We start from the raw sequence: 25628 nt of genomic DNA, 5'->3' as shown, positions 1-25628 counted from the left end.
TATATTAAAAAAATTATGAGGTGAATATTTGATGAAAAAAAATCACTTGGTTTCTATCTCAACTTCCGAAGGAATAGAAATTTTTTGCGATTTAGACTTATATTTTTTTTGCATAATGCGACCGATTATAAAAGCAATGGTTATGAAGAAAACACCGATGATAATCCAAATCCACCAAAGTATTGAAAATTTAATTTGAAGGAGATAGATATCACTACCTCCACCATTTTCAGTCTGAAATGCATTTTTTACATCAAGTTCAGGAGATTCTGCAAAAAAGACAAATACTAATTGATCATCCCTATTTATTGTTACATCAAAACCAAATTCTTTCTGAGTTCCACCAATATAGGATGAAGATAGTAATCTTCCCGATGGAGAAAATTTAGCCAGAAATCCGTCCCAATCTCCGCCAAAAGTTCTTTGTTGTGCGAATTTCGTAGGAAAATTATCTGACATTGTTTGACCGATGAGATAAATGTTATTTTTCTGGTCTACTGCCATATTAAATCCCCACTCATGAACATCACCTCCCAAATATGTAGAAAAGGTGATACTTGGGTTTTTAATTGAGATTTTGACTAAATATGCATCTAATCCTTCCGATTTTGTTTTTTGGTATGCATTTTGAATTTCCAGATCTGAAGAAGCGCTAGATCCCGTCAATATTAAATTATTATCTCCATCTATGCCAATTCGACTTCCATATTCCATTTGAGCTCCTCCAAAATAGCTGGAATATACCACCTCCGTTTGATCTGAATCGATCACTGTGAGAAAAGCGTCGATTTTTCCTCCATAGGTCGATTGAATTCCATCGACAACGGGAAAATCCGTTGAATCGGTTACACCTGTAAAACATATTTGATCTTGGGAATTAACCACACAATTTCCAGCAAAATCATCCCTTGATCCACCAAAATAGGTGGCAAATACAATATCTTGTCCATCATTGGACAACTTTAAAATAAGTATGTCTGACAAACCGGTTCGATTTGGTTGAATTGGGTTTTTCACTAAGAGATCGCTGGATGTCGTGGAAGCACTTAGTACGATATTGCCATTTGAGTCTATAATAACTCCATTCCCATGATGACCATAATTGCCATCATCACCGGTTCCTCCAAAATAAGTGGAAAAAATGACTTTATCTCCATCCGATGATAACTTCAATATAAATAAATCAAATTTACCTCCGGTATAGTTTGGAAATAGCGCATTAGTTGTTGGGAAGTCAAGAGAAGACGTGTAACCCGTAACAATGATGTTTCCATCTCCATCGATCGCAACTCCATCAGCATTGTCTTGATTCGATCCTCCATAATAGGTATAGAATATCAATTCTCCGGTAGGAGAAAATTTAGCAATAATAACATCTTCACCAGCACTGTAGTCTTGAATTGAAGGATCTGTGTCTGAAATCGAAGTGCTTGTAGTATGACCTACAACAATAATATTTCCATTATTATCCGTAGTAATCGCTCTCCCAAAATCATTTCCTGCTCCTCCAAAGAAAGTCGTAAAATTTTTTGGATTTTCAAGTTCCTCACCAGATGATGCTTGAATCATTAAGGGGCTTAAGATCAATATTCCAAATAGAACCATTATATATTTCACATGTTGTGTAGATTTCATTTGATTCCCTACTTTTGATGAATTAGTAAATTGTCTTACAATGATAATAATTCATTAGAAAGGAGAAAGCTTTAACAAATATTAAAATAGGGAAGAAAAAATGCATAAGATTGTTTTAAGTGCTAAACTTCTTGAACAAAATACCTTTTCTAAAAAAATAATTTTTAAACGAATTATCTAGGTTGTATAATAGAAGAGATTAAAAAAATTGTTAGTTATCTAAGGAATAACGAATTTTACCAAATTGTGGTTGTTGTCGAAATTGAGTGATCTCCTCTTTAATGCGGTCAGGAGATTCTTTATCAATAATGATTCGAGCATAAAATTCTGCAACAGATTTCATATCTTTCACATTCATTCCCCATCGAGTTAATTCTTGAGTTCCAATACGAAGTCCCGAAGGATTATCTAATGCAGTGTTCACATCATCTTGATAGAGTAAATTTTTATTACAGATTATGTTGGCATTTTCTAAATTAATCGCTGCCTGCCCTCCTCCTCCATATTCTTTCACATCCACAACTACTTGGTGGGATTTTGTATATCCATATTCTTTGGCAATTACTTTAATCCCAAGATTATCTAAATATTTCCCTAATGCTTGAGCATTTTGAATGGTCTTTTGCGCATATTCTTTACCATATTGTTTCATTTCTAACAAAGTGATTGCAAGAGGGGGTAATCGCCACAAATGATGGTTCGATACTAAACCGGGAAAAATGCGTTTTTGAATTTTTTGCAAGGCTTTGGGATTTTTTTGAAGTAGAGAATTGGAACCCACTATAATTGCACCTTGTGGTCCTGGGAATGTTTTATGGGTAGATCCCAATAATATATCGGCACCTTCTTGAAGAGGCTGCTGAAATTCACCTCCTGCTATAAGACCAAGGACATGGGAACCATCATAATGGATAATGGTATTTGTTTCTTTGCAAATTTTGGCAATTTCGGTGACTGGATGGGGAAAGAGATAGACGCTTCCTCCCAAAGTAATCAATTTTGGTTTAGTTGTGAGTAATTGGTCGGCAAATTGATTGACATCAATGTTGAATTTATCAGGATTATAGGGAATATTATGAATGGTTAGACTACGACAACCTGCCCCTCCGAATTTCCGATAGGAAATATGCGCTCCATCTGGAACGGTAGTTGCAAAATAATCGTCTTTGGGTTTACAAAAGGCAAAGAAAAGCGCCAGATTAGCGATCGTAGCGGTTGGTGCCCGAACTTCTGCAAAATCACTTCGAAATACTTCCTTAGTTAAATCTATGGTGATTTGTTCAATTTGATCTTGGAATTTTTGTCCTTGATAAGCACGTTGTCCTACTAATCCCTCGGCATAGCGATGATGAAAATCCGACTGCACGGTATTCATGGCTGTTTTAGACATGGAATTTTCTGAGGCAATCATATTTAGGGTTTCGAGACTGCGCCATCGATCTTGATTCGAGACACATGTGGTGATTTCTTCCAAACTATGATTTGGCATGATTTAAGATTGTAATTTATCTCATATATATATTTACAAAAAATCCATGAAGTTGAGTGTTGTGTATAAATTGTTAAAATTTCTGCAGAAATATATGCTTTCTCATGATTTTCGACTTGGTAGAAGGACTGAATTATGACAATAAATTTAAAAATGATCTTTATTTCATTTGTTGTAGGAGTGTCATGGAGTTGAAAAAGTTGCAAGGTGAACATTTTTTTACAGGTGAGGACTTTTATCTCCAAAAGACTTTCTAAAAACTCTCTTATTTTATTCGTTTCAAGTCTTTTTATGACTGCTTGGCTTTATTTCTTTTATTACTTTTATTTCTATGCATAGATGGCAATCTAATGAAGGGGCAAATGGAAATTTTGCGGTTAGATTGCCATTAAATTGTTGATACACGAATAATTTTGAGTAAAACAATTTCAAAATTGTCTCGGGTCCAGAATTTCCTCCTTTTTTTAGTAATCTGTTAATAGATTGCTCAAAATATAAAAATATATAAATATATCATTCAAATTAATGGAGAAATTATTCAAATGTCAAAAGTTATGCGATTCAGTCGTGAATTCAAATCAGTAGATACTGTAGTGGACGTAGGTAACGTCAAAATTGGAGGCAAATTTTTTGCAATTGCCGCCGGACCCTGTGCTATCGAAAATCAAGATCAATATTTTCAAACTGCTAAATTAGTCAAAAAAGCAGGAGCTAATCTCATCCGAGGGTCAGTGTTTAAACCTCGCTCTTCACCCTATTCTTTTCAAGGATTAGGGCGAGAAGGTTTGAAACTAATTAAAGATTTAGGTGAAGAACTCGATATTCCCACCATAACGGAGGTGATGGATCCACGAGATATTAAAGTCACTGCGAATCATGTAGATGTTATTCAAATTGGAGCCCGTAATATGCAAAATTTTGATTTACTCAAAGAAGCATCAAAATCCGATATCCCCATTATCTTAAAACGCGGCTTATCAGCAACTGTGGATGAATGGTTAAATGCTGCTGAGTACTTAATGGTTGAAGGAAATGAAAATATTATCTTGTGTGAAAGAGGAATTCGAACCTTTTCCACCCAAACCCGGAATACCCTCGATTTATCAGTGATTCCATTATTGAAAATGCGGACTCATTTACCAATCATTGTTGATCCAAGCCATGCCACAGGTAATCGGGATTTAATCATCCCAGTGAGCAAAGCTGCAATTGCTTCTAACGCAGACGGTATTTTAGTTGAAGTTCATAATAATCCTGACCTTGCAATGTGCGATGGGGCTCAATCCCTGCCTCCGGAAATGTTTGCCGATTTAATCGAAAATATCAAGCCGATTCTCGAAATTGAAAAGAAAGTGATAACTGGAACCACGATGACTTTAGATGAAGTGAGACGGCGAATTAATTATGTGGATGAAGATATTATTGATTTGATTGCCAATCGGTTGAATCTTGTCCCCGCATTAGTTGAGTTTAAAAAGAAAAATTCGCTTCCCGTATACCAACCTGATCGAGAAAAGGAAATTACTGAAAAATACGTGCGGTTAGCCGCAGTAAATGATGTTAATCCAACGTTGATCCGAAAAGTCTTCAATTTAATCATTTCAGAGATGCGTTTGTTGCAAGCTCAAGAAATGGAATAAGGTAGAAAGAAATGGAAGAATCAAAAATTCACCCAAACATAATACCCTTAGGTAGAACTTTGAAAAATTATACTATCGGAATTATTGGAGGTTTAGGACAAATCGGATCTTTCTTTTCCTCTCTCTTCAGTTCCGATGAGATTCGCGTTTTAATTTCAGATGTCTCAACTTCCTTAACCAATAGTGATTTAGTAATTGCATCTGACATTGTGATTATTTCCGTACCTATTGATCAAACTGTAAATGTCATCAATGAGATTGCTGCGGATTTAACTCCAGAAAAACTTGTCATTGAAATGACTTCCGTAAAAATGGAACCCACAAGTGCCCTTCTGAAATCATCGGCAGATATTATCGGAATTCATCCAATGTTCAATCCCTCTGTGGGAACGATCACCAAACAAACCATGGTTATGACTCCTGTTCGGGATCGAAACGATTGGCTCCCAATTTTTCAAGGATATTTTGAGGAAAAGGATGTCAAACTAAAAATCACCACTCCAGAAAACCATGATCAGATGATGAGTTTAATCCAAGTCTTAATTCACTACAACAGTATTTCAATTGGGATAACTATGGCGAAAATGGGCTTTGATATCCATGAAACTTTGGAATATACAAGCCCTATTTATCGAATGGAGCTGGCCATGATTGGGCGAATTTTTGCCCAGAATGGCCGATTATATGGATCGATTCCGATGCATAATCCCTTTACCCAAAAAACTCTCTTGGAACATAAATTGACGCTCGAAGAAATGTCAAAAATTATCCTAACAAAAGATCTAGCTGGATTTATGGAAAAATTCCAGTTTGCTTCGAGTTTTTTTGAAAATTTCAAGGAGAAAGCAATGGAGGAAAGCAATCAACTCATTAAACACATGGTGAAGTTAAATGACAATTGAAAATTTTACTATATCAACCCTGGGGCCTCAAGGGACGTTCTCGCATCAAGCTGCGCTCAAAGTTATCGAATATTTACAACCATTGGAAATTTCAAAGGAGTTAAGTTTTGAAAAATCCATTTCTCGAGTCTTTCGGGCAGCAGATAATGAAATTGATTTAGCTGTAATACCTCTCGAAAATTCAACTGCGGGTTCCATTGGTACCAGTATGGATAGTATTATCGAGTATAATCGACAAGGGATGCAAATTATCGCTGAAATAGATCTAGAAATTGCTCATTATTTGACAGGTCATGGTGATTTGTCTCAAGTTACTACAATCTATGCTCATCCTCAAGCCTATGCCCAATGTGATCTCTTTATAGATAATAAATTGAATGCAGTTGATGTGATTTATACAACGAGTAATGCCGAGTCTGCCAAAAAAGTCCAAGAATCCAATTCGCCTGCAATTGCTGCGATAGTTCCTCAGATCTGCCTTGATCTCTATGGAATCCCTATGTTGGCCGAAAACATACATAATTCTTCCTTGAATTCTACTCGATTCATCGTGGTGAGTTCTAAAGAATATGTGATCCAACATTTCAACTCTCGAGTTAAATCAAAATCGACATTATTAATCGATCCCCGTGATGATCGACCCGGATTGTTGAATGAAATTCTCCAAATTTTTGCAGCGAAATTGATTAATCTGACTAAAATTGAATCTCGGCCCTCGAAAAGACGTTTGGGTGATTATGTATTCTATCTTGATATACAAGCGGATATTTCTCATCCCATTCTTCAAGATTGTTTAATAGAACTACAAAAAACCGCTCAAATTAGGAATCTGGGATCCTACAATCGAATCGTTTAGAAAATTGGAAGAAGAAAAACAAAAAGGAAGGAAAAATTAAATGGAAGCTATATTGGAAAAAAAACCTTTGAAAAAAACCCTTGAAATAGAATCTCTTCTCAAACCCATAGATCTTGAACTTCATATTCCTGGATCAAAAAGTGTCACTCACCGCGCTTTTATTATGGCAGCGTTAGCTAACGGTGTGTCGCATATCGAAAATCCTTGTCTTTGTAGTGATACGCGAGCTACACTTAAGGGTCTTTCGTCTTTGGGTGTTAACATTGAGGAAAATTCAGAAGGGTTAGTGATACATGGAACGGGAGGGCAATTCGAAGTTGTTCACGATTCTCTCTGTTTTGAAAATTCGGGAACTTCCCTTCGGTTCTTTGTCACATTATGTACTTTAGCAAATCGTCCTATCACTATCACAGGCGATAAACGTATGGAAGAGCGGCCGATTGGTGCAATGATTGATGCTTTGCTCGAATTAGGGTGTAAAATAGTGTATTTGAAATCTAATGGCTATCCTCCAGTGAAAATATTTCCGGGCCTAACGGGGGGTAAATGTCATTTACGGGGGGATATCAGTTCGCAATATTTCTCTTCAATCTTGATAAGTTCACCGTTCGCATCCCAATCTGTTCAGATTCTACCGACTTCGGCAATTCATTCGCGCCCGTACATTGATATCACTCTTTCGATGATGAATCAATTCGGAATTGAAGTAAATCAAGATAACCAGACTCAACTTCTTGAAATATCCAATCAAAAAAAATATACTGCAACCAATTATGTTGTCGAAGGGGATTTCTCTAGCGCCTCTTACTTCTTCGCCGCTGTGGCAATTCTTGGAGGAAATATTACTTTGAAAGGTTTGAATTCTCACTCTCATCAAGGTGATATCATCTTCTTAGAAATATTGCATCGAATGGGCTGTCAAGTACTTGTTAACTCTGAAGGCATTCACCTATCCCGAAGTCCAAACAAAAATCTGATTGGATTAAGTATTGATATGGGGAATTGCCCTGATCTTGTACAGTCCATGTGTATCGTGGCCAGTTTTGCTTCAACAGCATCTTATATATCAAATATTGCTCATTTAAAGCACAAAGAAACTGATCGGATTGAAGCGACTGCTTCGGAACTACGTCATTTGGGGGTCGGAGTGGAAACTACATCTCATTCCATGAAAATAATTCCACAAAAAACCTATCATGGCGGAAAAGTGGCGACTTACAATGATCATCGGATGGCGATGGCTTTTGCTATCATGGGGTTAAAAGTTCCCGGAATCTCGATTGAAAATCCTTCATGTGTGAACAAATCATTTCCGCAATTCTTCGAACTCTTAAATCAATTTTACGCTTAGGAGATACAACAATGGACAACAATAAAACTACAATTACCTGTCAGTCTTCATCCCGACCCTATGCTATAGTAATTCAAGAGAATTGCTTTCATCAGATTGTTAAACAACTTTCTCCCGCACAAAAATATTTAATTATTTGTGACTCAAATGTAAAGCCATTATGGGGAGATAAATTACAATTGGCCATCACCAAAGCGAATATCTCATGTGCTCTTATATCCTTTCCTGCAGGAGAAGCCAATAAGAATTTACAAACTTTTTCAGATCTTCATGAACAAATCGCTCTTCGCCTTGATCGTCAGTCAACGATCATTACTCTTGGCGGTGGTGTCACAGGAGATATGGGAGGGTTTGTAGCTTCAACTTACATGCGTGGGATATCTTTTCTACAGATTCCTACTTCTCTGCTCGCCATGGTTGATAGTTCTGTGGGGGGAAAATTAGGTGTGGATACATCTATCGGGAAAAATGCTGTGGGTGTGTTTAATAATCCAATCAAAGTTTTGATTGATCCTTCTCTTTTGCTCACCCTTCCGAAGAATTATTTTATTGATGGAATGGCAGAAGTTATTAAACATGCCTTTTTGTCTGGAGAAGAATACATCACCTTTCTGGAAGATAATGTAGCGGGTATTTTAGCGATGGATCTCTCACTACTTTCCACCTTGATTATTCAATCCGTTCAATTTAAAGTGATGATTGTTGAACAAGATGAGAAAGAATCGGGGCTCCGCAAAATTTTGAATTATGGGCACACCATCGGGCATGCTCTCGAAGAAACTCTTGGATATTCCTCTATTCCCCATGGAAATGCTGTAGCCATTGGTATCAATGCTGCTAATTATCTTGCTTTAAAATGTGGACTTCTATCGGAAGCTGCATTTCTTCGCATTCAAAACTTATTACAACAATATCACTTGCCGATCTTCTTGTCTGATCTGGGTTTGACAGGAGACGCTGATCAACTATTCCATTTTTTGCACAATGATAAAAAAAATCAGGATGATCAAGTCGTTATGATATTATTAGAAGGACTTGGTAAACCTATCATATCCACCACCCAAACTACACTCCAAATAAAAGAGGCTATAAACTATGTTATCAAAAACCGTTCTCTGTCTTAGAGGTTCTAATCCTCAAGAGCTCCTCGCCGGAATCCCACCAAAAGAGGAGATTGCTGCTGTTGATGTTATTGAAATTCGTATGGACTATCTGGATCCCGAATATTTAACGAAAGACGTCCTAACTTCCTTTCGAGTAAATATCGAGAAACCCTTAATTTTCACATGTCGTAGTCAATCTCAAGGGGCATCCACTCATATTCCCGATGATCTTCGTTTCCAGCTTTATCAATCTGCTTTTGAGTTAAATTATGCTTATGTTGATATTGAAATGGGGGATTATCCGAACCTTGATGTTATTCTTCGGGAGAAAACAAGCAATACCAAGATAATCCTGTCCTATCACGATTTTCACCATACGATTCCAAAAAAAATTAGAACAATGTATGAAAAGATGGCTCTCCTGCATCCTGATATCATTAAAATTGTCACCTTTGTTGATAATGAAGAAGAATCATTCCAACTGGATCTCCTTCAAAATGAAATTTTGAGCGAGAATTCTGCAGTTACGATCTTTGGAATGGGAGAACATGGGGTCTCAAGTCGAATTAAGGGCTACACTCGCTGTAATAGTTTAACATACGTGTCTTCTGGACTTGGGAAGGAAACCGCTGTTGGACAAATCTCTTTAACTGAAATTTCCCATTTAATTTCTGACGAATTGGATTATGGTCGTAAAATTTATGGATAAAAAAACAATCCCAAACGATACTTTTGGCCGAACTTTGCAAATAAATCTCTTTGGTGGATCTCATACTTCAGAGATCGGGATAGAGATAAGAGGTCTTCCTTCACAACTGTCTATCGACAAAGAAAGGATACAGCATGAGCTCAATCGCCGCCGTCCAGGTCAAAATAATATTACCACTGGCCGAAAGGAAGCGGATCTTTTTCAAATTACTTCTGGGCTTCATCTTGGAAAAACCACTGGAGAACCTTTGACAATTACGATTCCAAACATTGATACCAAGTCAAAGGATTATTCCCAATTTAAAACAATACCAAGACCATCCCATGTGGATTATCCTGCTCGTTTACGGTATGGTGACACAATCGATTTACGGGGGTCTGGACGGTTTTCAGGAAGAATGACTGCACCCTTAGTTGCTGCGGGGGCGATTGCTCGCCAAATTTTGCATCAACAACAGATCGAAATCGCAGCGTATGCATCGCAGATTGGTAATATTCACGATCCTACTGAATATACTGTCTCAAGTATTCGTCAGAATGTTGATTCGAACCTAATTCGAACGGTGGATGCTGAATTTGCTCACCAAATGGAAAATCTCGTTAAGACTGTTCAGAAAGAAAAAGATTCTATTGGTGGTGTTGTATCAGTGCGGATAGAAGGTTTTCCCGCGGGTTTAGGGGATCCATGGTTTCATTCCTTAGAATCCGATATTGCTGCCGCAATTATGTCTATACCTGGTGTGCGCGGGATCGAATTTGGAACGGGTTTTGCTGCAGCTTCGATGCGTGGTTCCGATCACAATGATCCTTTTGTATGGCAAAATGGGAAGATCACCACCAAAACCAATCATTGTGGAGGTATTATTGGCGGAATATCCATAGGTACTCCAATAACTTTTCAAGTTGCCGTGAAACCTACCGCTTCTATTGGGAAGATACAGCATACTTTAAATCTTGAAACTCAATCTGAAGTTCCTCTTGAGATAATAGGTCGTCATGATCCTTGCATTGTTCCTCGAATCGTAGTTGTACTGGAAGCAATAGTTGGATTAGTCTTACTTGATGTCCTTTATAGTCATAGTTAAAGTGTTCGCTTTTTCTATATAGAAATCAATCCATACTTTTTTTTTCTTAACTATGTAATTTTTCTTGTGATAAAATCTTTTGTCTCCAACGGACTGCAGAAAATGGTCTCGGAGGTATCTGTCCCATTTTTTCATATCGTGGTGAGATCCAACGGTTTTCTATGGGAAGTGATGGAAAAAATGCTCTTTTTAGACTAATGTAAACTTGCCACCACCCGATGCGATGTAATGGAACATACCATCCACGCGGATGACATTTTCCTTTTTGTAATGCCCTGACCAAATCATCGGGATCATCACTATTTATTTCCACTTGGGTATATGCAAAACCCATTTGGCTTATGTGATGGGCGTCTGATCCACCAATCTTTCCTTTGGGATAATTTGCAAACTTTTTTCGAGTAATTTTATTTAAAACTGTGTTTGATCCATTTAACCATTCAATTCCATCAATATCTAATCGATTTAATATTTCTGGAGTCCAATATCCTCTAAATGGGTTAATCGCCGGGTGGGATGCAAAAATGGCACAATCCTGAGTTCTTAGAAGATCAATTATTTCCTCTGGACTCCATGAATCTTTGGCGAGGTGCCATTCTTGGACACCAAAGGCTAAAAGATGGTTAAACCCTGTGGAAACTTCCATGGATGGAATAACTGGCATGTGGTATTCTTTCGCAATTTTTTTTATTCGAGGAACTCCGCGAATCGTATCATGGGCCATGGCATTAATCCAATTAAATCGCCACTTTCGCGAGTAACGAACTAAATCTCGAGGACTAATCATTCCATCGTGAAAATCAAAATATGTATGCACATGAGCATCAAAAATTGCTCCGAAATCTTCGATTTTATAAATTTCTTTAACCATTCTTGGACCTTCTTGTTTCATATCTAAAAATAAAAAAACGAGTGTATTCAGTTAAAGAAAATATCTTAATTCATGACTAAAATCGTTGCCTTTCCTTCAGTCACCACTACATTTTCTTGATTAGTGACTATTGTTTCAAGAATAAGCAATTTCATTGGAGGTTTGCCTTCCTTTTCTTTGACTATTTTATCCACAACTGTTGCTGTGGCAGTCAAAATATCTCCTATGAAGACCGGTTTTTTGAACTTGCAAAACTGATCCAAATAGAGTGCTCCAGGACCAGGTAACTTCATTCCTATCACGGTAGAGATCAATCCAGAACTGAATGCACCGTGGACTAAACGCCGTTTAAACATGCTTTTTTGAGCAAATTCTTCATTTACATGAAGGGGATTAAAATCACCGGTTAATTCTGCAAAAATTTTAACTGTTTCGTCACTAGTCGATTTAGTTATTGATTTCGAATCACCAATTTTGAAATCATCAAAAGATGCTAATTTGATTTCTCCCATACAATGAATTCACTTTGAGCAAAAAAAAATCTTTTCAGTTCACAGGAGGTTTTTTTTTTTGAAATTATTTATGAAAATCATCAGCATTAAAATTAAGATCACCGTAATAAGAAAGATTATTATCCATAGTATTATCAAGGGGAGTTCTAATGAATTTGGATTAAGTGAGATGATCATTAAAAGCCATGAAATTAAATTTAATTGAATTCGAAAACGATCGTGCATTTCTTGCGAGACTCCATGAATTTCATTTTTTCTCTGCTTGTACTAAGGAATTAATTTCATTTTAAACTGATTTTCACGATTGCAACAATAGTCCTAAATCTAATGAACGGATAAACCAAAGGAATAAAAAAAATGAAAAGTAAAACTTATCGTGTAATTTTAGAGCCACAATATTTGCAAAAGACAAACCCATCCATCAAAAGCGATTTTTGGGAATCTTCATCTAAAATTGCACTACATGACCCGCAAGTGCTCGACAATTTAATTTCTTTTGTGTCATGAGATCCTGACTTCGGTGTACTCCCAGTGTTGCCATATAGGGAGGGATCAAAGGATCCTTCTGAAATTTTCGAAGCTGGTGTTATGCTATTCTTCGATTTCTTAAGCGATTTTGCAATTAATACACCACAAATAACTATAATTGCTAAAACTCCACCAAACACGGGGATAGGATTTTGAATGATCGGAGGTAATTCTACTTCCACTTTTAGATAAAGATCTGTATCATTGAGCATATTTTTAAAAATCATAATAGGATAGGTGACAGATTCGAGTCTATAAGCCCCAGTGTATGTGTTAAGGGCTGCTGACACATCATATTCTGTAAAATTTATGTCTATGGAGTAATTAACAACCGTAGCATCATCATAATTTTCCCAAACGAGATAATATCGATCACTTTTTGAACAAGTGTATTGAAAATCTGTATAAGCAGCAACGTAAAAATCTTCTTCTGAGGAAAAGGAGTTTTCGGAATCGATGAAATTGTTATATTGATTTTCCCCTTTAAGGAGATAAAAATCGATCCGTTCCCCTGATGAACTGGAAAAATTAAGAGTAAATGTAGTACCCGTCTTCATAAAGTAAGATACATATTCATAATACCCTCCCGGAATATTAAAGGAATCTTGTTCCGAATATTCAATATTTTCTGATTTTGCAGGTTCTTCATTAAAAAAATAGGTCCTGATACCACTATTAGCAATAACATCAACATAATTTGCTGTTAATTTTGATTCTACCATATAGGTTTCAAAAGGAGATAAAGTGATTTCAGTGATGTTTGTTCGGGGTGAAATTAAAATAAATCCTCCGATTGTCGCAAACATTCCAAAAAATACAATAAAGAAACAACAGTTACATATTGGGCTACTTCTTCGATGGTGATAATATCCCCGGCGTCTATATCGGTGGTATGAAGATCTCCTTCGGGAATGTCCCCCTCCTCCCCGTGATCCTCCGCCTCTTGATCCTCTTGGCATGGTTTTATTAGGAGTTTTTAAACTAATAAATCTTCTTCCCTAATTTAAATAGATTCTACTCCCAGATTGCAACAAGGGTCTTACCAATCTATTTATTTCTTTTTTTTTAGAATCCTTCCAATAAATGTCAATTAAACCAAGAAAACTATATTCTTTGTATGAACAATCAAACAAACTTATTTATTCCTCCTGAAAATTCTCAACCTACTGAAGTCTATCGGTCTTGGCTTTTACAAATCCTTCAAAACCGTCGCAAAGAAGGATTTTGGACGGTGCGTCGAGCGGTTTAACTCTTTTTTGACTTGATTTTAATGTGATAATAAGTGGCCCCCATGATAATTTTCGGCCTCTGAAGGGTTTAGGTATCCATCATTCTATAATATAATTAGATAACCTTAATTGGAGACCACTAAAAAATGTCCGTAGAATCATATATCAATTGGAGCCAACTGAGTCATGCTCAATTTGCTGCTATGTCCCTCCGGGATCAAATCATCTTTTTTGCATTAGCCGTTGCTATCACTGTCCTTGCCTTAACTATAACTTATTGGGCTGTAAAGGGATCTTTATACTTAACGTACTATGCAGTCAAACTCTCACTTTACATAACCTATTACTCTGTTGTATTGTCGTTGTTATTTCCATATATAATAATCAAGTTATTAATTAGTCCAAATCAATCTCGCCCAATTCAACCAAAAATGCCCGTTTCCCAAACTGTTGCTATATCCGTAGAAGAATCTCATAGATTTTGTTCACAATGTGGAAAAAAATTTACCAGCACCATGGAAGAAGCAATTCATAATAATGGAAACTGTTTCTGTGAATCCTGCGGAGTAAAAGCAGAAATTCGAGCCTAATTAATTGATTTTTACCAAATCCGTTTTTTTAATCTATTTCTAGACCCATTTCTAATGTGTCGTAAAATTGTCCGTTAATTTGCATAGCTCGAGTCATTAGTCCTTCCTTAACAAATCCAAATCGCTGATAAAGTTCAATAGCATGTTGATTATCGGTTCTGACACTTAGATTTATTTTGCGAATAATTTGATTTGCTTTGGCCCAAGCGATTAAATATTCCATTATTGCATTGCCAACTCCTATATTCCACGCGGATTTTCTCACACTGATCCCTATTTCTCCCAAGTGATTTAGCCTGGATTTAGACGATGCTGACAAATTTGCTACACTTATTAGCCGATTATCTATAATTCCCAGAATTAAAATGGAATTGTTTGATTTTTGAAGATCTGATAAAAATTCTTGTTCTTGTTCCACAGTTTTACTAAATTCATTCTCTCCAAATGTCAAGTTGTCGGATTCTCCGCCTACTTGATTTAAGTATTTTATAACTCTAATTGCATCATCTGGATTTGCTTTAGATATTTGCAGAACTTGTCCATTTCTCATTTTATATTCTTTTTGCAAATTCATAAGATAATTTTATCAAAAACCCTATAAGTATTTTTGGCAGATTTTTGGCTTGCTTAGTAAAACCCCAAATATATATGCCATAATTTTCTCTAATTAATAGTAATCAAACAAAATTTTGGGGGATTTTATCTACGGAAATGAATACACAGGAAATGCTTGAGAATGCCGTCTATCAACAGTTGTTTTTAGGAGGTAAACGGATCATGGGTAAAAATCCTGATAATACCATGCAATTAACAGGTGTGGATGAAATTCTTTCAAGGTTCATAAAAGATCTTCAGAATTCCCTACAATTACTCGCAAGTCATAAAATTCACGAGTTTTTAACTCATTTCGGTGATCTTTTTTCTGTTGATTTAACCCTCACTGAAAAGCGAATTCAAACTAATTTTGATGGAATGGGGGGAATTGAACAATTAGTTGGGCAAGAAACTGTTCTATATTACATGGTAATGACCAAATTATTGGAAGCTTTGCGAGAAAAGGCATACGCCCAATGGGGATTTGAACGGATCAAGATAGCCTTTGAAAAACAAACAAAGCAGAAATTTACAACAGAAACCCATCAAAAAATTCAACATCTGGCTGCTATCAATGAATCTAACATTTCTCTTTTGTACAATTTATGTTTTATTTTATTACTTTCAAGTGCTTATGACAAAACAAAGTTTTCAACCACTCTCAAACGATTAACATCGGTGAAAATTAATAAAATAATTGAAAAGATTCGATAATATTTCATTTCTTTCTAATCAGTCTAATAAATCTAATCAATCTTTTTTTTAATTTCAATCTCTCAGTTTCCCGCAGATTTTTCGATTTTTCTCTAAGTGAAACCCTTAAATAATTTCTCCACTCAAGAATAATTATGCCAATTTCAAGTCCAGCGGAGTATAATACCATCATAACTATGCTCGGTGCTTTATGTGCGACCGTACAAGCAGCCACCGGAATATATGCTGCCTATATCAAGAAGAAACTGTCCCAACTTAAAAGGAATGATATCCTATTTCGCTCACATCGAGCTTTTGGAGGGTTTGCTACTACTTTATATCTTCTTGGCCTTTTTGCGGGGATTACCGGTTTTTTAGATGCCATTACAAAACAAGAAGTAGTTCCTTTTGAGATTGATGATCTCTCTTTCAATTTTCACACCTGGCCAAGTTTTCTTATTATGATTATCATTTTATACAAAACTTTCCTCTCCTATTTCAATAAACGCAAAATGTATCAACAAGCCAAATGGTTGGGGATGGCTACATTTATTGCATGGGCTTATACCTGGATTACTGCCGCGATCTCCTATTATGTACGGACCGTTCCTCCAAATCTCCAACACGATACTCCCACATTTCTTCTTCCCTATAATCTCTATGGAGTGCAAATCCTTCTTCCGTTTCTTATTGGAGGGTTAATTTCGATTCCGATTTTAATTGCTGCGAATAAATTGAACGAGAAAGGGAAGAAAACAAAAAAAACAGAAATAAAAACCATTTAAACAATGAATTCTGAACTCTTAAACCAACTAAAAATATTTCGATATAAGTTGCATAAATTGTTGAACCGCCTTTTTTCCCTTATTAGTTGTTATATAGACAATTGAATTATCTGTACTCGAATGTTTTACATGAAGAAGATCTTTTTGCATTAGAAATAATAAATATTCCTTACATTTACTTGTCCGCAAACGCAAATCTCTTATGATTTGACTTAAATGAATCTCTTGAGATGTGCATAAATCCAAAATTTCAACCCACAATTCATATTTATTTCTTCGGGGATTAGATGCAAACTTATGATTCATTCGTAGATATATCTCCATCATGGCTGGTTTCATATTGGGCAAAATCTTCTTCCATAAGAGAATAGTTCTGGTTATTCTCCACTACTGGAATCTCATCAATTTGATTTTGCCATCGAAAAATATCAAGAAATGCTTGCATCCATTGCAATGTGATTTTCTGGCGACGGTAATCATATCTAAATAATATTAAAGAAAAGACATATAATATACCAATATAAATGTCTATACTAAACGTGAATATCACCATAAATAAATAAACTATTATTATTGCAGGTGAATAGGAAACATTTTCATACACAATATTGTAGAGTGAACAAATAACAACCTCACGACTCTCTTCTTTGGTTTTCTTTTTCACTTTTCTCCATTTGAAATAATGCCTTTTTTGGCATAACTTGATGATTAAATGATATATTTTCTCCATAAATATAGATCCGTTTGGAATACTTCCGGTTTCTCTCTTGAGCTTGATTGAAATGACTAGATTCCATAATAAATAGAGTGATAAGATCAAATTTAATAGAAATAAAATAACAATCGGTATAATAAAAGATAAAATGGATGCAACATCATTTTGGGTAAAAAACCTCCACAAAATTAATATTGTGAATACCGAATCAGCAACAAACCGTATTAAATCGCTCCTATAATATAATTTAATTGTGCTTTTGAATTTTAAAAGCATCTTATCTTGACATTGTTCAAGATTTGATGTTGAAATACTTGAACTATTTGGATTCATAAATTAGTCACAATTTTTGTGGAATATAAATCACTATGGAAGATTGTTCCATTATAGTTTTTTATACTTTGTGCCATCAAAATGATTCTAACACATAAATATTAAATATTTCACTCACGTAATTTCGTTTATGCCAACATCCTGGATTCCGAGTCACCATCAATGGACAAAAATGCCTGGTGAACATCCACAAGGTGATAAGTTTCAAGCGGCCCTATTTATGCTATTTCTTGGCATTTGGATAAGTGACTCTATCTTACATTACTCGACTTGGCTGAATCACGTTATCCCCCTCTATCTTCGACTCAGTATCGGTCTGTCTTGTATTATTCTTTCCTATTATATTCTTCGTAGAAGTGAAGCAGATTTATTTTTTCGCCCAGCTAATTATCAATTGCCTGTCTACCATGGGATTTACCGGTATTGCCGACATCCGATGTATTTAGGTGATTTGATTTTTCATGTAGGTTTGGGAATTATGTCCATTAGTGTGGTGTCTTGGATGATTTTCGGCATTTCGATAGGTCTCTATTCCTATTTGAGCCAGTATGAAGAACAACGGCTAATTCAAGAATTTGGTGATAAATACCTTCTTTATCAACAAATTGTGCCAAAATGGATTCCGAGTTTCGCTCGAATTATGAATCCCAATTTGTTTGAGCATTCGCTTTTCAAGGGTATTGACAAACCATAAAGAAATTATTTCTACTTCTATATAAAACCACTTCTTCTGGACCTCTCAACTACAATTATAATCCCAAATTACAAATTGGTCCATTTTTGTTGTAGTTCTAGGTCATGATCATAATATTACCCAGAATTACCTATGTAGGACTTGATAAACCCATAATAATAAAAAAGAAGTTCAAAAAAAATCAATACTTTAAAAAGGCTATATTCCTAATTCATCAAGTTTCAACCTATTTTCCTTGATTTTTTCAGGTGTCAGGTCGTAGTACTTCCAGAAAAGCAAAGTACACACCAATACTAAGAGAGCAGGTACAATTGCTGTGTGGATTCGAATTCCAAATAAAACTAAGTTGATGTTGTCAACGGCATTAGTCATATCTGTTAATGTTGGATTCCCCTCTTGAAATCCGGTTGTAAGATGTGCCAAAGCTATAACTACTGCTTTAAATGCTTCCCCAAAGCGAATCACAAAGGTTTGAAAACCATAGTAGAGAGATTGTTCGCGCTTCCCTGTTTTAACTGCCACGGAATCCAATACATCTCCCATAGTGGGGGGATTAATAAACCATTGTCCGCCTAGGCTGATTCCAAATAAGAATATACAAATTATCCATCCTACCAGACTACTAACAAAAATCATCGGTAGAAAAGTGGCAAACATAAGGAGACCCGTTACAATGCACATTTTTTTGTTGTTATTCACACGCTGGGATATTCTGACCCATAATGGTGTTGAAATCAGCGCCCCTGCTAACATTCCACCCATAATAAATATAAAAGATTCATTTTCGGGATCATCAAGGATGTATGTGACTATATAGAGTGCTGATGCATTCATCAGAGCAACGGCTGCTTGATATCCGAAGTAGAATAGAATTTTCATGGCCATTGTGCGATCGGTCAAAATATCTTTGGCGACCTTCAAAAAGGGTTCATTGGCTTGTCCTTTCGTCCCTTCGCTATGCTTGTATTTCTCTCGCAATTGCTTGGATTCATACATACCGGGAAGAAATAAGATCAAGAAGAAAAATGCTCCTCCAAATGTTAGTAAGGCTGCTTTTCGATAACTTTCTGGAAAATTTTGATCTGCAATTAAACCTGTGAGTACAAAGGATAGAACCAACCCCAATATTCCCAAAAATGTGCCCCATCCAGTAACCACTCTGCGTTCATATTGCTTCGCAAATTTTTCGGGAAAGAGCGATTGAGAATTAATATCAAAAATCGTAAATGTGGTGTCATAAATTAAGAGGGTGATAACATACCACGCAAATATTTTCCACTTATTTGCAACCACCAAAGCTTCCGTTCCAAACCATCCAAACGGAACCAAAAAAATGATGAGATAAGAAAAAATAAATAAAATACTTCCAATCACGATCCAAGGAAACCGACGGAATCCCCATTTGCGTTGCCACGGCATAGTGAATTTCTCCATGATGTATCCCATCAATGGATCATTAACCGCATTCCATAACGAGAAAATTAAAAAGGCCGCAATAGCAAACTGTGATGGTAAACCGACAACTGATTCATAAAAAAATATTGTATATGCTCCAAAAGCAGCCGTATGCCATTGACTAAACATATCGCGTGCTCCAAAACTCGCATGAACCCACCGTTTATGCTCAAATGTCAATTCTGTGTTTTGTTTATCTTGTATGTCACTCATTGTTTTTCAACTTCATTAGGTTGTAATTATCTTGTCAAAAGAGTTTATAAATTTGTTCAATCAAGTAAATACAATGCTCCCAAGATTTTTTCTACATATATGGAGTATTAGATAGGGTTATGATTGAATGAAAAAAATTGCAATTATTGGTGCTGGAATGGCAGGGTTAACTGCAGGGGCATATTTAGCTAAAGCAGGGTATAAGGTTTCAATCTATGAACAATTTCCAAACATCGGAGGAGTGACTGCTACTTTTCATAAGGAAGGATTTAGTTGGGATTTAGGCCCCATGCTTGTACAAGATTTTTTACCTGAAGAACCTGCAGGTAAAATATTAGTCGATCTTGGGCTGTATGATCAAATTCAATTTCAGAGATCAGATCGGGGAGTAGTAATGCCGGATTATGATTTGTGGAAGCCCTCAGAGTATAAAGGACAATATTGGCGTCGAAATGAGTTGATACGGCTCTATCCTGACGAAGCCGAGAATTTAACACGTTATTATCAATTTCATAATACAATGCTTGACATCGTTGCACTTTCCCGCCGTATTGAATCGGCAAATGCCTTCCATAAGATTTTTCTTCAATTACGTCTGTTTTTTCTGTTTCAACGGGTAAAAGATAAAAAAAATATGTCCGCTGCTCAGCTTATGGATCATTTTTTTACCCATAAGGAAATTAAAGGTCTTTTTCTTGGACTTTTGGCGGATTTTGTTACCAAACCTTCGGAATTTCCTGCTTTGGGGATTCCAATTGTAAATTGTGAAACGGCTCATGATGATCGACTCCCTCTTAAGGTGTCAAGAGCGGGTGCTCGTCCTAGCTATACTTACATTCTGGGCGGCATGGAAGTCTTGGTGCAAGTCTTTGAAAAATACATTTTGGCTCATGGAGGACAAATTCATGTAAATTCTCCTGTTGAGCGTCTTCTTCTTCATGATAATCAACTTCATGGGTTTCAATTATCAAATGGCACAAAAGTGGAAGCCGATATTGTGTTGGCAAGTGGAGGTGCCAAAGAGTTCTTTTTTAAGATAGTTGGAAAAGAAAACCTTCCTTCGGCTTATGTGGATCAAATTGTGGATATTCCGCTAATGGAATCTGTTCATATGATTCATCTCGGTCTAGATCTTGATCCACGAAAATTTCAACAAGCAGCTCTCTGTTATTATTATGGGACTTATGAGGTTGAGGATGCCGTCATCCGGTGCCGCAATGGAGAATATCATGAAGGGAAAGATGGCTTTCTCATTTATGTTCCTTCACTCCATTCCCCTTCCATGGCTCCTCCGGGTAAATTTGCTATGACGATTTATACTATTGCCCCCAATAAACTTGATTCCGGTACATGGGAAACTCGAAAGGAAGAGTTCTCTGAAAAATTATTAATTGAAGCGGAAAAAATTATTCCCAATCTTCGTCAACATATTCTCGTTCAAGAAATTATGACTCCTGCTGATTTTCGTCTTCGTACCCATCAATCACACCATGCATTTGGAGGAAGGGCCCCTATCATGGGTAAAACTGGGGCTCCGCATATGACCCCCATCGAAGGACTATGGTTCATCGGGTCTCAAAGTGATAAAACTGCTGGAGGGCTTCCTGGAACGATGATTCATTCCAAACTTGTGATTCAAGAGGTACTTAAATACTTAAAGGATAAATAATATCATCCATGGTTTGCTTGTATGTTGGAAAAAAACTTGAGCTATAGGAAGCTATTTTTTTGAGCAAATGAGGATAATTTGAAAGAGCAAGCTTATGTAAAATTCCAATCAAGTGATTTCTGACAAGTAATCTTAATTTTTTTAATAGAATTCCTTTTTTCTCTCATTTCTTTTTCATAATAGTATTTCTTAATAATATTTCAGAAAACACATTTTTTTTGGGAAATTGAAACTGTGATAAAATTGAATATATTTAGCTTTCTGATGAGATTCAATTTGAAAGATAATTTTTTATCTCAATACCGCATTCGGATGCAATAATTTACGGCCCATTTGGCAATTATGGATGGATCCTCTCCATTTTCTTCAACTACCCAATCGTAAACGGGATTTCCCTCCAAATAGAGTTCATCCAGATTCATCAATTTTCCTAACCCTTGGATTGAGGTGATTTCATTTTCCTGTAAATCTATTTTTGCTAACATGGAGAATTTCTCTAATTCTGTAATTTCCATAATTTGATTTCGAGATAGAATTAATTCCTGTAAACCTGAAATCGAATTCGTTTCTGAACTCCTTATTAATTGTTGTTGGACATCTCCCAAATCTTGTAATCCATTTAAAAAGGTAAGCAAATTTCCTGCTAAATTCACTTTATTAAGGGCGGGTAATACCTCAATTCCTACACACGATTCAATTTGGTTATCTGCGATATTCAAATCCTCTACCGCTGGGAACTGTTCTAATCCTAAGAGATCTTGTAAATTGTTTTTCGATAGATCCAATCCAATAATACTGGTGAAGATCTGCCCTGATGTTCGATCAATTTGAAGCATATTATTCTCTGCTAATATTAAGTATTCAATCTCTTGAAAATGTTCTAACCCAGCGAGTGTATCTATTTGATTGTGGGTCATATCCAAGGATTTTAGATTCTGTAATCCTGATCCTTGCATATCTAAAAATTCATTATGGGCTAAATTCAACGTGGTGAGACTGAGAAAATGTTCAATTCCGCTCCAAGATTGAATGTGGTTATATGATAAATCTAATTGGGTGAGATTTTCAATGCCAGCTATCCCTTCTACCATATCTATCTCATTATTGGATAAATCAAGAACATATAATTGTTTAAGTTGTTGAATTCCACTGTCTTGGAGGCTAGTTAACTGATTATGAGATATATAAAGAACTTCTAAATTTGGAAGCCGCTCTAATCCTTGGATTGATGTGATTTGATTAAATCGGAGAATTAAGTGTTGAATTGAGCCTAAGAATTGAAAATCGTGAAATAAGGGATCTGCAAAATTTATTGCTTTAAGATTATTTTCTGAGAGATCCAAGATTTGGAGGTCTTTGATATGTTTTAGTCCAATAATCTCTTGTAATGTGGTGAGCCCTGTGTTTGAGAGATCTAATTTCTTGATACCTCTTTCCTCACTGATTTGATAAGACATACCAAAAAGTGTCACTTGATTACTATTCGCTGTTTTTTTCTCTTTTTGGGTGAATTCTTGATTTTCAATTTGAATGTGAGGAAGCACTGATTTTGATCCGATTTTGGAAATTTCCGATGATGAAATTGCTGTTTGTGGTGGGATTGAAGGGCGCAATGGAGATTTGCCATTTAAAAGAATTGAATTCGAAGTATCCATGGTACTCTCCAGTTGTGCAATTTTTGCGTTGTACTCCAGAATTAATCGCTGAACTTCGGTAATTCCTTCCAAATCTTCAATTTTATCACTTCCATACATTTCCTGAAGAACCAGCCGTACAATCTGAGAATCAATGCTTGTTGTAGTTGCAATGATCTCAATTGTCTCGCTATCAATGGTTTCTTGCACCATTTTCGGATTAGCTCGGAGAAAATCTGTGATGGTGGCTTTTCGATGTTCTAAAAATTCTAGATCAGACACACCTTCTGGACCATCATGAATATGCTCTACAAAATCAACATGGGCAAAGCGTTTTTCCCAATAGGCAAAAGTTTTACCATATTTTTCGAATTTATCAAAGAGTTGATGAATTAAAATGGCTTGTTGATCGATTTTTGCATCCAGTTTTGCTACAATCGCATTGAACATTTCTGTTTGCGATGCAATTTGATCATTTGTATCCGATTTCCCTCGAAATATTCGACTAATACCTGTATTATGCTTCAGAGGGGCTTGTGGGGGAGTGGAAGTCTCGATTTCAGCTTTAATTTCGATCAATTTGTTCGGAGAAATACTGGTTCCAAAAATTTTCTTTAATTCTTTCCGAACTTCCGCAATGGACAGTTTTTGTGAGAGGAGTGTGCGGGCGTAAAAATATTTGTTCGGATCGATCCCCTTTGGCATAGTTCATCACAGTTTTGTCGGAAAGTTGGTGTTATTTTATATTATCTTAAATATTCCAAAAAATTATAATAATAATTTATAGATATAAAGACTATAAATATTAATTAGTTCGATTCTTGATGTGACAATAAAAAAAGACATTTTTGCCCTTATTAATCGTTATCCTAAAATTAGACTATCAAATGTTAATTTATTTCAGTGTATGTACCACAAGTTGACGATTTTGAGTTTTTTCTGAACGTTCATCTGCCAAGTGAAAACACCTCGGAAATATCCTTATGTTGAGTAATCAATTATTTGATAATCAAAACTCCTGTTTATAGTTAAAATTGTAAAATTATTCAGTCTAAAGCAGAAAACTTCCCTATTACAATTGTGGAACTTTTTTAATCAAATACTTATCTAGATAAAAAATAAAATGTTTAAGTTATCTGAGGGACTCTGAAGGAGAAGTTATTAAAGCACTAATATACATTTCTTTTCGATCGGAGGGATTTTCCTTATGGTATCCCTATGGGTGGGACCAAAACCATATTGATCCCCAATATTTTAAAAAAAAAAAGAAACTAGTAAGATAAAAAAACACGAATAGGGTAATTTATCATCTTTCTAATCATCGGTTTTTCAGTATTCAACTGAAAGTTCATTTCTTCTAACATTCTTCTCTGAATTTAAAAATCTTTACTCTTTTAATCAGTATTTCTATTCGGACGCATTTTACTCTTCTTAAATTCTTATATGTTGATTTAAATCCACTCCAAACTAGTCATTTTTTCAATCACCAAAGATAAATTCTTTTTGAAGAAAATAAAGGAACCATTTAGTTTGATATATATTAGTCTGAGTTCTATAATTGATTTTTTGTTGATGAAAATTTATTTAAAATCAGAAAATGAGATTCAGACTTCAACAGCCAATGGAGAAACGCGCATTTTTAAACCAGATAAGAGTAGGGGAAGGCCTTGCAACACAATTAGAACACACGCGATGCAGGTCAAAAGAGAACTGAAGACCTTGAAATTGCCTGCATAGATAGCGGCTTCGGCTTCCGAAAAACCAAAGGTCCAGCAAAACTCACTGCAGAAGCACACACAAAAGCCCATCACAATTAAGAGACCAACCTCGAACCCCGCCCGTTGTAAAAATTTTGGCGTGTGATGGATCTGGGAAGAAAAAAAGCATCCTTTGGAATAAAGTACATAAACTAAACTCACCCCACAGATCCCCAGCACACCATAAAGCACCCAATAGGCGGGGGGAAAGGGAATTACCAACTGCACAAAGGCAATCACGAGCAAGAGACCAAGATATTCGAAGAACATCAGGTACTTCGAACCAAGAGAAGAGGAAAGAGATGATGGCATAGGATCAACCTACTCTCTGTATAAATTAGGAATATATAAAAGAGAAAAGTTATGAGCTTCTGATTAAAGGGGAAAAACAGAGTTTCAAATAGATCATTGCTTCATTGATTGGGTGAGAATTTACTCTGACTTTCAGTTCACTTTTGATGGCGAATGGATTGATTTTTAGACTAAACACAAATTTATGATTTATATTGTGAAAATTAATGTAAGTTTTGTTTTTTGCTATAATTTTTGTCCGATTTGTCGGAAGATCTCAAGAAATATTAGCTTTA

Annotated in this window: 24 protein-coding genes; 13 read left to right on the top strand and 11 right to left on the bottom strand. The window is 35.8% G+C overall.

The window, feature by feature from the left end; genetic code table 11:
- Nucleotides 1–42: 42 nt before the first annotated feature.
- Both NEF87_RS10540 and NEF87_RS10535 read right to left on the bottom strand, forming a co-directional pair.
- Nucleotides 43–1635 carry an SBBP repeat-containing protein gene (locus NEF87_RS10540; RefSeq protein WP_457919767.1) on the bottom strand — a complete coding sequence of 531 codons (1593 nt, stop codon included), beginning with the start codon at nt 1633–1635 and terminating at the stop codon, nt 43–45.
- Between the two features lie 211 nt (nt 1636–1846).
- Nucleotides 1847–3124 carry a serine hydroxymethyltransferase gene (locus NEF87_RS10535; RefSeq protein WP_457919766.1) on the bottom strand — a complete coding sequence of 426 codons (1278 nt, stop codon included), beginning with the start codon at nt 3122–3124 and terminating at the stop codon, nt 1847–1849.
- Between the two features lie 482 nt (nt 3125–3606).
- Here NEF87_RS10535 and NEF87_RS10530 point away from each other — a divergent pair, with 482 nt between their 5' ends.
- From NEF87_RS10530 to aroC, 7 genes are read left to right on the top strand one after another with little or no spacing between them, the layout of a single operon-like run.
- Entirely contained in the window at nt 3607–4764 is a 1158-nt protein-coding gene (locus tag NEF87_RS10530; protein ID WP_457920124.1) for a bifunctional 3-deoxy-7-phosphoheptulonate synthase/chorismate mutase, read from the top strand.
- 11 nt (nt 4765–4775) lie between these two features.
- Nucleotides 4776–5666 carry a prephenate dehydrogenase/arogenate dehydrogenase family protein gene (locus NEF87_RS10525; protein WP_457919765.1) on the top strand — a complete coding sequence of 297 codons (891 nt, stop codon included), beginning with the start codon at nt 4776–4778 and terminating at the stop codon, nt 5664–5666.
- A complete protein-coding gene (gene pheA / locus NEF87_RS10520; RefSeq protein ID WP_457919764.1) occupies nt 5656–6522 on the top strand; it encodes a prephenate dehydratase in 867 nt (288 codons plus the stop codon). The genes NEF87_RS10525 and pheA overlap by 11 nt, the downstream gene beginning before the upstream one ends.
- Before the next feature lie 40 nt (nt 6523–6562).
- On the top strand, nt 6563–7873 hold the full coding sequence (gene aroA / locus NEF87_RS10515; protein WP_457919763.1) for a 3-phosphoshikimate 1-carboxyvinyltransferase: 1311 nt from the start codon (nt 6563–6565) through the stop codon (nt 7871–7873).
- 11 nt (nt 7874–7884) lie between these two features.
- Nucleotides 7885–8997, top strand: a complete 1113-nt coding sequence (aroB, locus tag NEF87_RS10510) for a 3-dehydroquinate synthase (RefSeq protein ID WP_457919762.1) — start codon at nt 7885–7887, stop codon at nt 8995–8997.
- Entirely contained in the window at nt 8969–9685 is a 717-nt protein-coding gene (locus NEF87_RS10505; protein WP_457919761.1) for a type I 3-dehydroquinate dehydratase, read from the top strand. The genes aroB and NEF87_RS10505 overlap by 29 nt, the downstream gene beginning before the upstream one ends.
- The gene (gene aroC, locus NEF87_RS10500; protein WP_457919760.1) at nt 9678–10769 is read left to right on the top strand and encodes a chorismate synthase; all 1092 of its coding nucleotides are present in this window, start codon (nt 9678–9680) and stop codon (nt 10767–10769) included. The genes NEF87_RS10505 and aroC overlap by 8 nt, the downstream gene beginning before the upstream one ends.
- 46 nt (nt 10770–10815) lie before the next feature.
- On the opposite strand, the gene NEF87_RS10495 is transcribed toward aroC, so the two are convergent.
- From NEF87_RS10495 to NEF87_RS10485, 3 genes are all read right to left on the bottom strand, one after another.
- Nucleotides 10816–11640, bottom strand: coding sequence for a PHP-associated domain-containing protein (locus tag NEF87_RS10495; RefSeq protein ID WP_457919759.1), 825 nt, complete (start codon nt 11638–11640; stop codon nt 10816–10818).
- Nucleotides 11641–11705: 65 nt separating this feature from the next.
- Nucleotides 11706–12152 (bottom strand): MaoC family dehydratase, encoded by a 447-nt coding sequence (locus tag NEF87_RS10490; protein WP_457919758.1) that lies wholly within the window; start codon nt 12150–12152, stop codon nt 11706–11708.
- A 371-nt stretch (nt 12153–12523) separates the two neighbouring features.
- The gene (locus NEF87_RS10485; protein WP_457919757.1) at nt 12524–13639 is read right to left on the bottom strand and encodes a hypothetical protein; all 1116 of its coding nucleotides are present in this window, start codon (nt 13637–13639) and stop codon (nt 12524–12526) included.
- Between the two features lie 158 nt (nt 13640–13797).
- On the opposite strand from NEF87_RS10485, the gene NEF87_RS10480 reads away from it, so the two are divergent.
- Both NEF87_RS10480 and NEF87_RS10475 read left to right on the top strand, forming a co-directional pair.
- A complete protein-coding gene (locus tag NEF87_RS10480; RefSeq protein ID WP_371806491.1) occupies nt 13798–13929 on the top strand; it encodes a hypothetical protein in 132 nt (43 codons plus the stop codon).
- A gap of 126 nt (nt 13930–14055) precedes the next feature.
- Entirely contained in the window at nt 14056–14499 is a 444-nt protein-coding gene (locus tag NEF87_RS10475; protein ID WP_457919756.1) for a hypothetical protein, read from the top strand.
- 28 nt (nt 14500–14527) lie between these two features.
- Here the strand turns inward: NEF87_RS10475 and NEF87_RS10470 are convergent, their stop codons facing one another.
- Nucleotides 14528–15073, bottom strand: coding sequence for a GNAT family N-acetyltransferase (locus NEF87_RS10470; RefSeq protein WP_457919755.1), 546 nt, complete (start codon nt 15071–15073; stop codon nt 14528–14530).
- Between the two features lie 137 nt (nt 15074–15210).
- Between NEF87_RS10470 and NEF87_RS10465 the strand changes: the two genes are divergently transcribed.
- Entirely contained in the window at nt 15211–15807 is a 597-nt protein-coding gene (locus NEF87_RS10465; RefSeq protein WP_371806488.1) for a hypothetical protein, read from the top strand.
- Between the two features lie 134 nt (nt 15808–15941).
- Nucleotides 15942–16571, top strand: coding sequence for a hypothetical protein (locus tag NEF87_RS10460; protein ID WP_457919754.1), 630 nt, complete (start codon nt 15942–15944; stop codon nt 16569–16571).
- 27 nt (nt 16572–16598) lie between these two features.
- On the opposite strand, the gene NEF87_RS10455 is transcribed toward NEF87_RS10460, so the two are convergent.
- Both NEF87_RS10455 and NEF87_RS10450 read right to left on the bottom strand, forming a co-directional pair.
- Nucleotides 16599–16877 (bottom strand): winged helix-turn-helix domain-containing protein, encoded by a 279-nt coding sequence (locus tag NEF87_RS10455; protein ID WP_457919753.1) that lies wholly within the window; start codon nt 16875–16877, stop codon nt 16599–16601.
- Nucleotides 16867–17619, bottom strand: coding sequence for a hypothetical protein (locus NEF87_RS10450; RefSeq protein ID WP_457919752.1), 753 nt, complete (start codon nt 17617–17619; stop codon nt 16867–16869). The genes NEF87_RS10455 and NEF87_RS10450 overlap by 11 nt, the downstream gene beginning before the upstream one ends.
- 130 nt (nt 17620–17749) lie before the next feature.
- Here NEF87_RS10450 and NEF87_RS10445 point away from each other — a divergent pair, with 130 nt between their 5' ends.
- Entirely contained in the window at nt 17750–18313 is a 564-nt protein-coding gene (locus NEF87_RS10445; protein WP_457919751.1) for a methyltransferase family protein, read from the top strand.
- Between the two features lie 198 nt (nt 18314–18511).
- On the opposite strand, the gene NEF87_RS10440 is transcribed toward NEF87_RS10445, so the two are convergent.
- Nucleotides 18512–19981, bottom strand: a complete 1470-nt coding sequence (locus NEF87_RS10440) for an MFS transporter (RefSeq protein WP_371806483.1) — start codon at nt 19979–19981, stop codon at nt 18512–18514.
- Between the two features lie 127 nt (nt 19982–20108).
- Here NEF87_RS10440 and NEF87_RS10435 point away from each other — a divergent pair, with 127 nt between their 5' ends.
- On the top strand, nt 20109–21650 hold the full coding sequence (locus tag NEF87_RS10435) for a phytoene desaturase family protein (protein ID WP_457919750.1): 1542 nt from the start codon (nt 20109–20111) through the stop codon (nt 21648–21650).
- A gap of 296 nt (nt 21651–21946) precedes the next feature.
- Here the strand turns inward: NEF87_RS10435 and NEF87_RS10430 are convergent, their stop codons facing one another.
- Both NEF87_RS10430 and NEF87_RS10425 read right to left on the bottom strand, forming a co-directional pair.
- The gene (locus NEF87_RS10430) at nt 21947–23989 is read right to left on the bottom strand and encodes a leucine-rich repeat domain-containing protein (RefSeq protein WP_457919749.1); all 2043 of its coding nucleotides are present in this window, start codon (nt 23987–23989) and stop codon (nt 21947–21949) included.
- Between the two features lie 899 nt (nt 23990–24888).
- Nucleotides 24889–25353: a hypothetical protein gene (locus NEF87_RS10425; RefSeq protein ID WP_457919748.1), complete on the bottom strand. Its 465-nt coding sequence runs from the start codon at nt 25351–25353 to the stop codon at nt 24889–24891.
- Between the last annotated feature and the right edge of the window lie 275 nt (nt 25354–25628).

Source organism: Candidatus Lokiarchaeum ossiferum, assembly GCA_025839675.1.
GTDB lineage: Archaea > Asgardarchaeota > Lokiarchaeia > Sigyniarchaeales > Promethearchaeaceae > Lokiarchaeum > Lokiarchaeum ossiferum.
The sequence above is the reverse complement of the archived record's forward strand: the minus strand, read 5'-3'. Positions and strand labels throughout refer to the sequence as shown.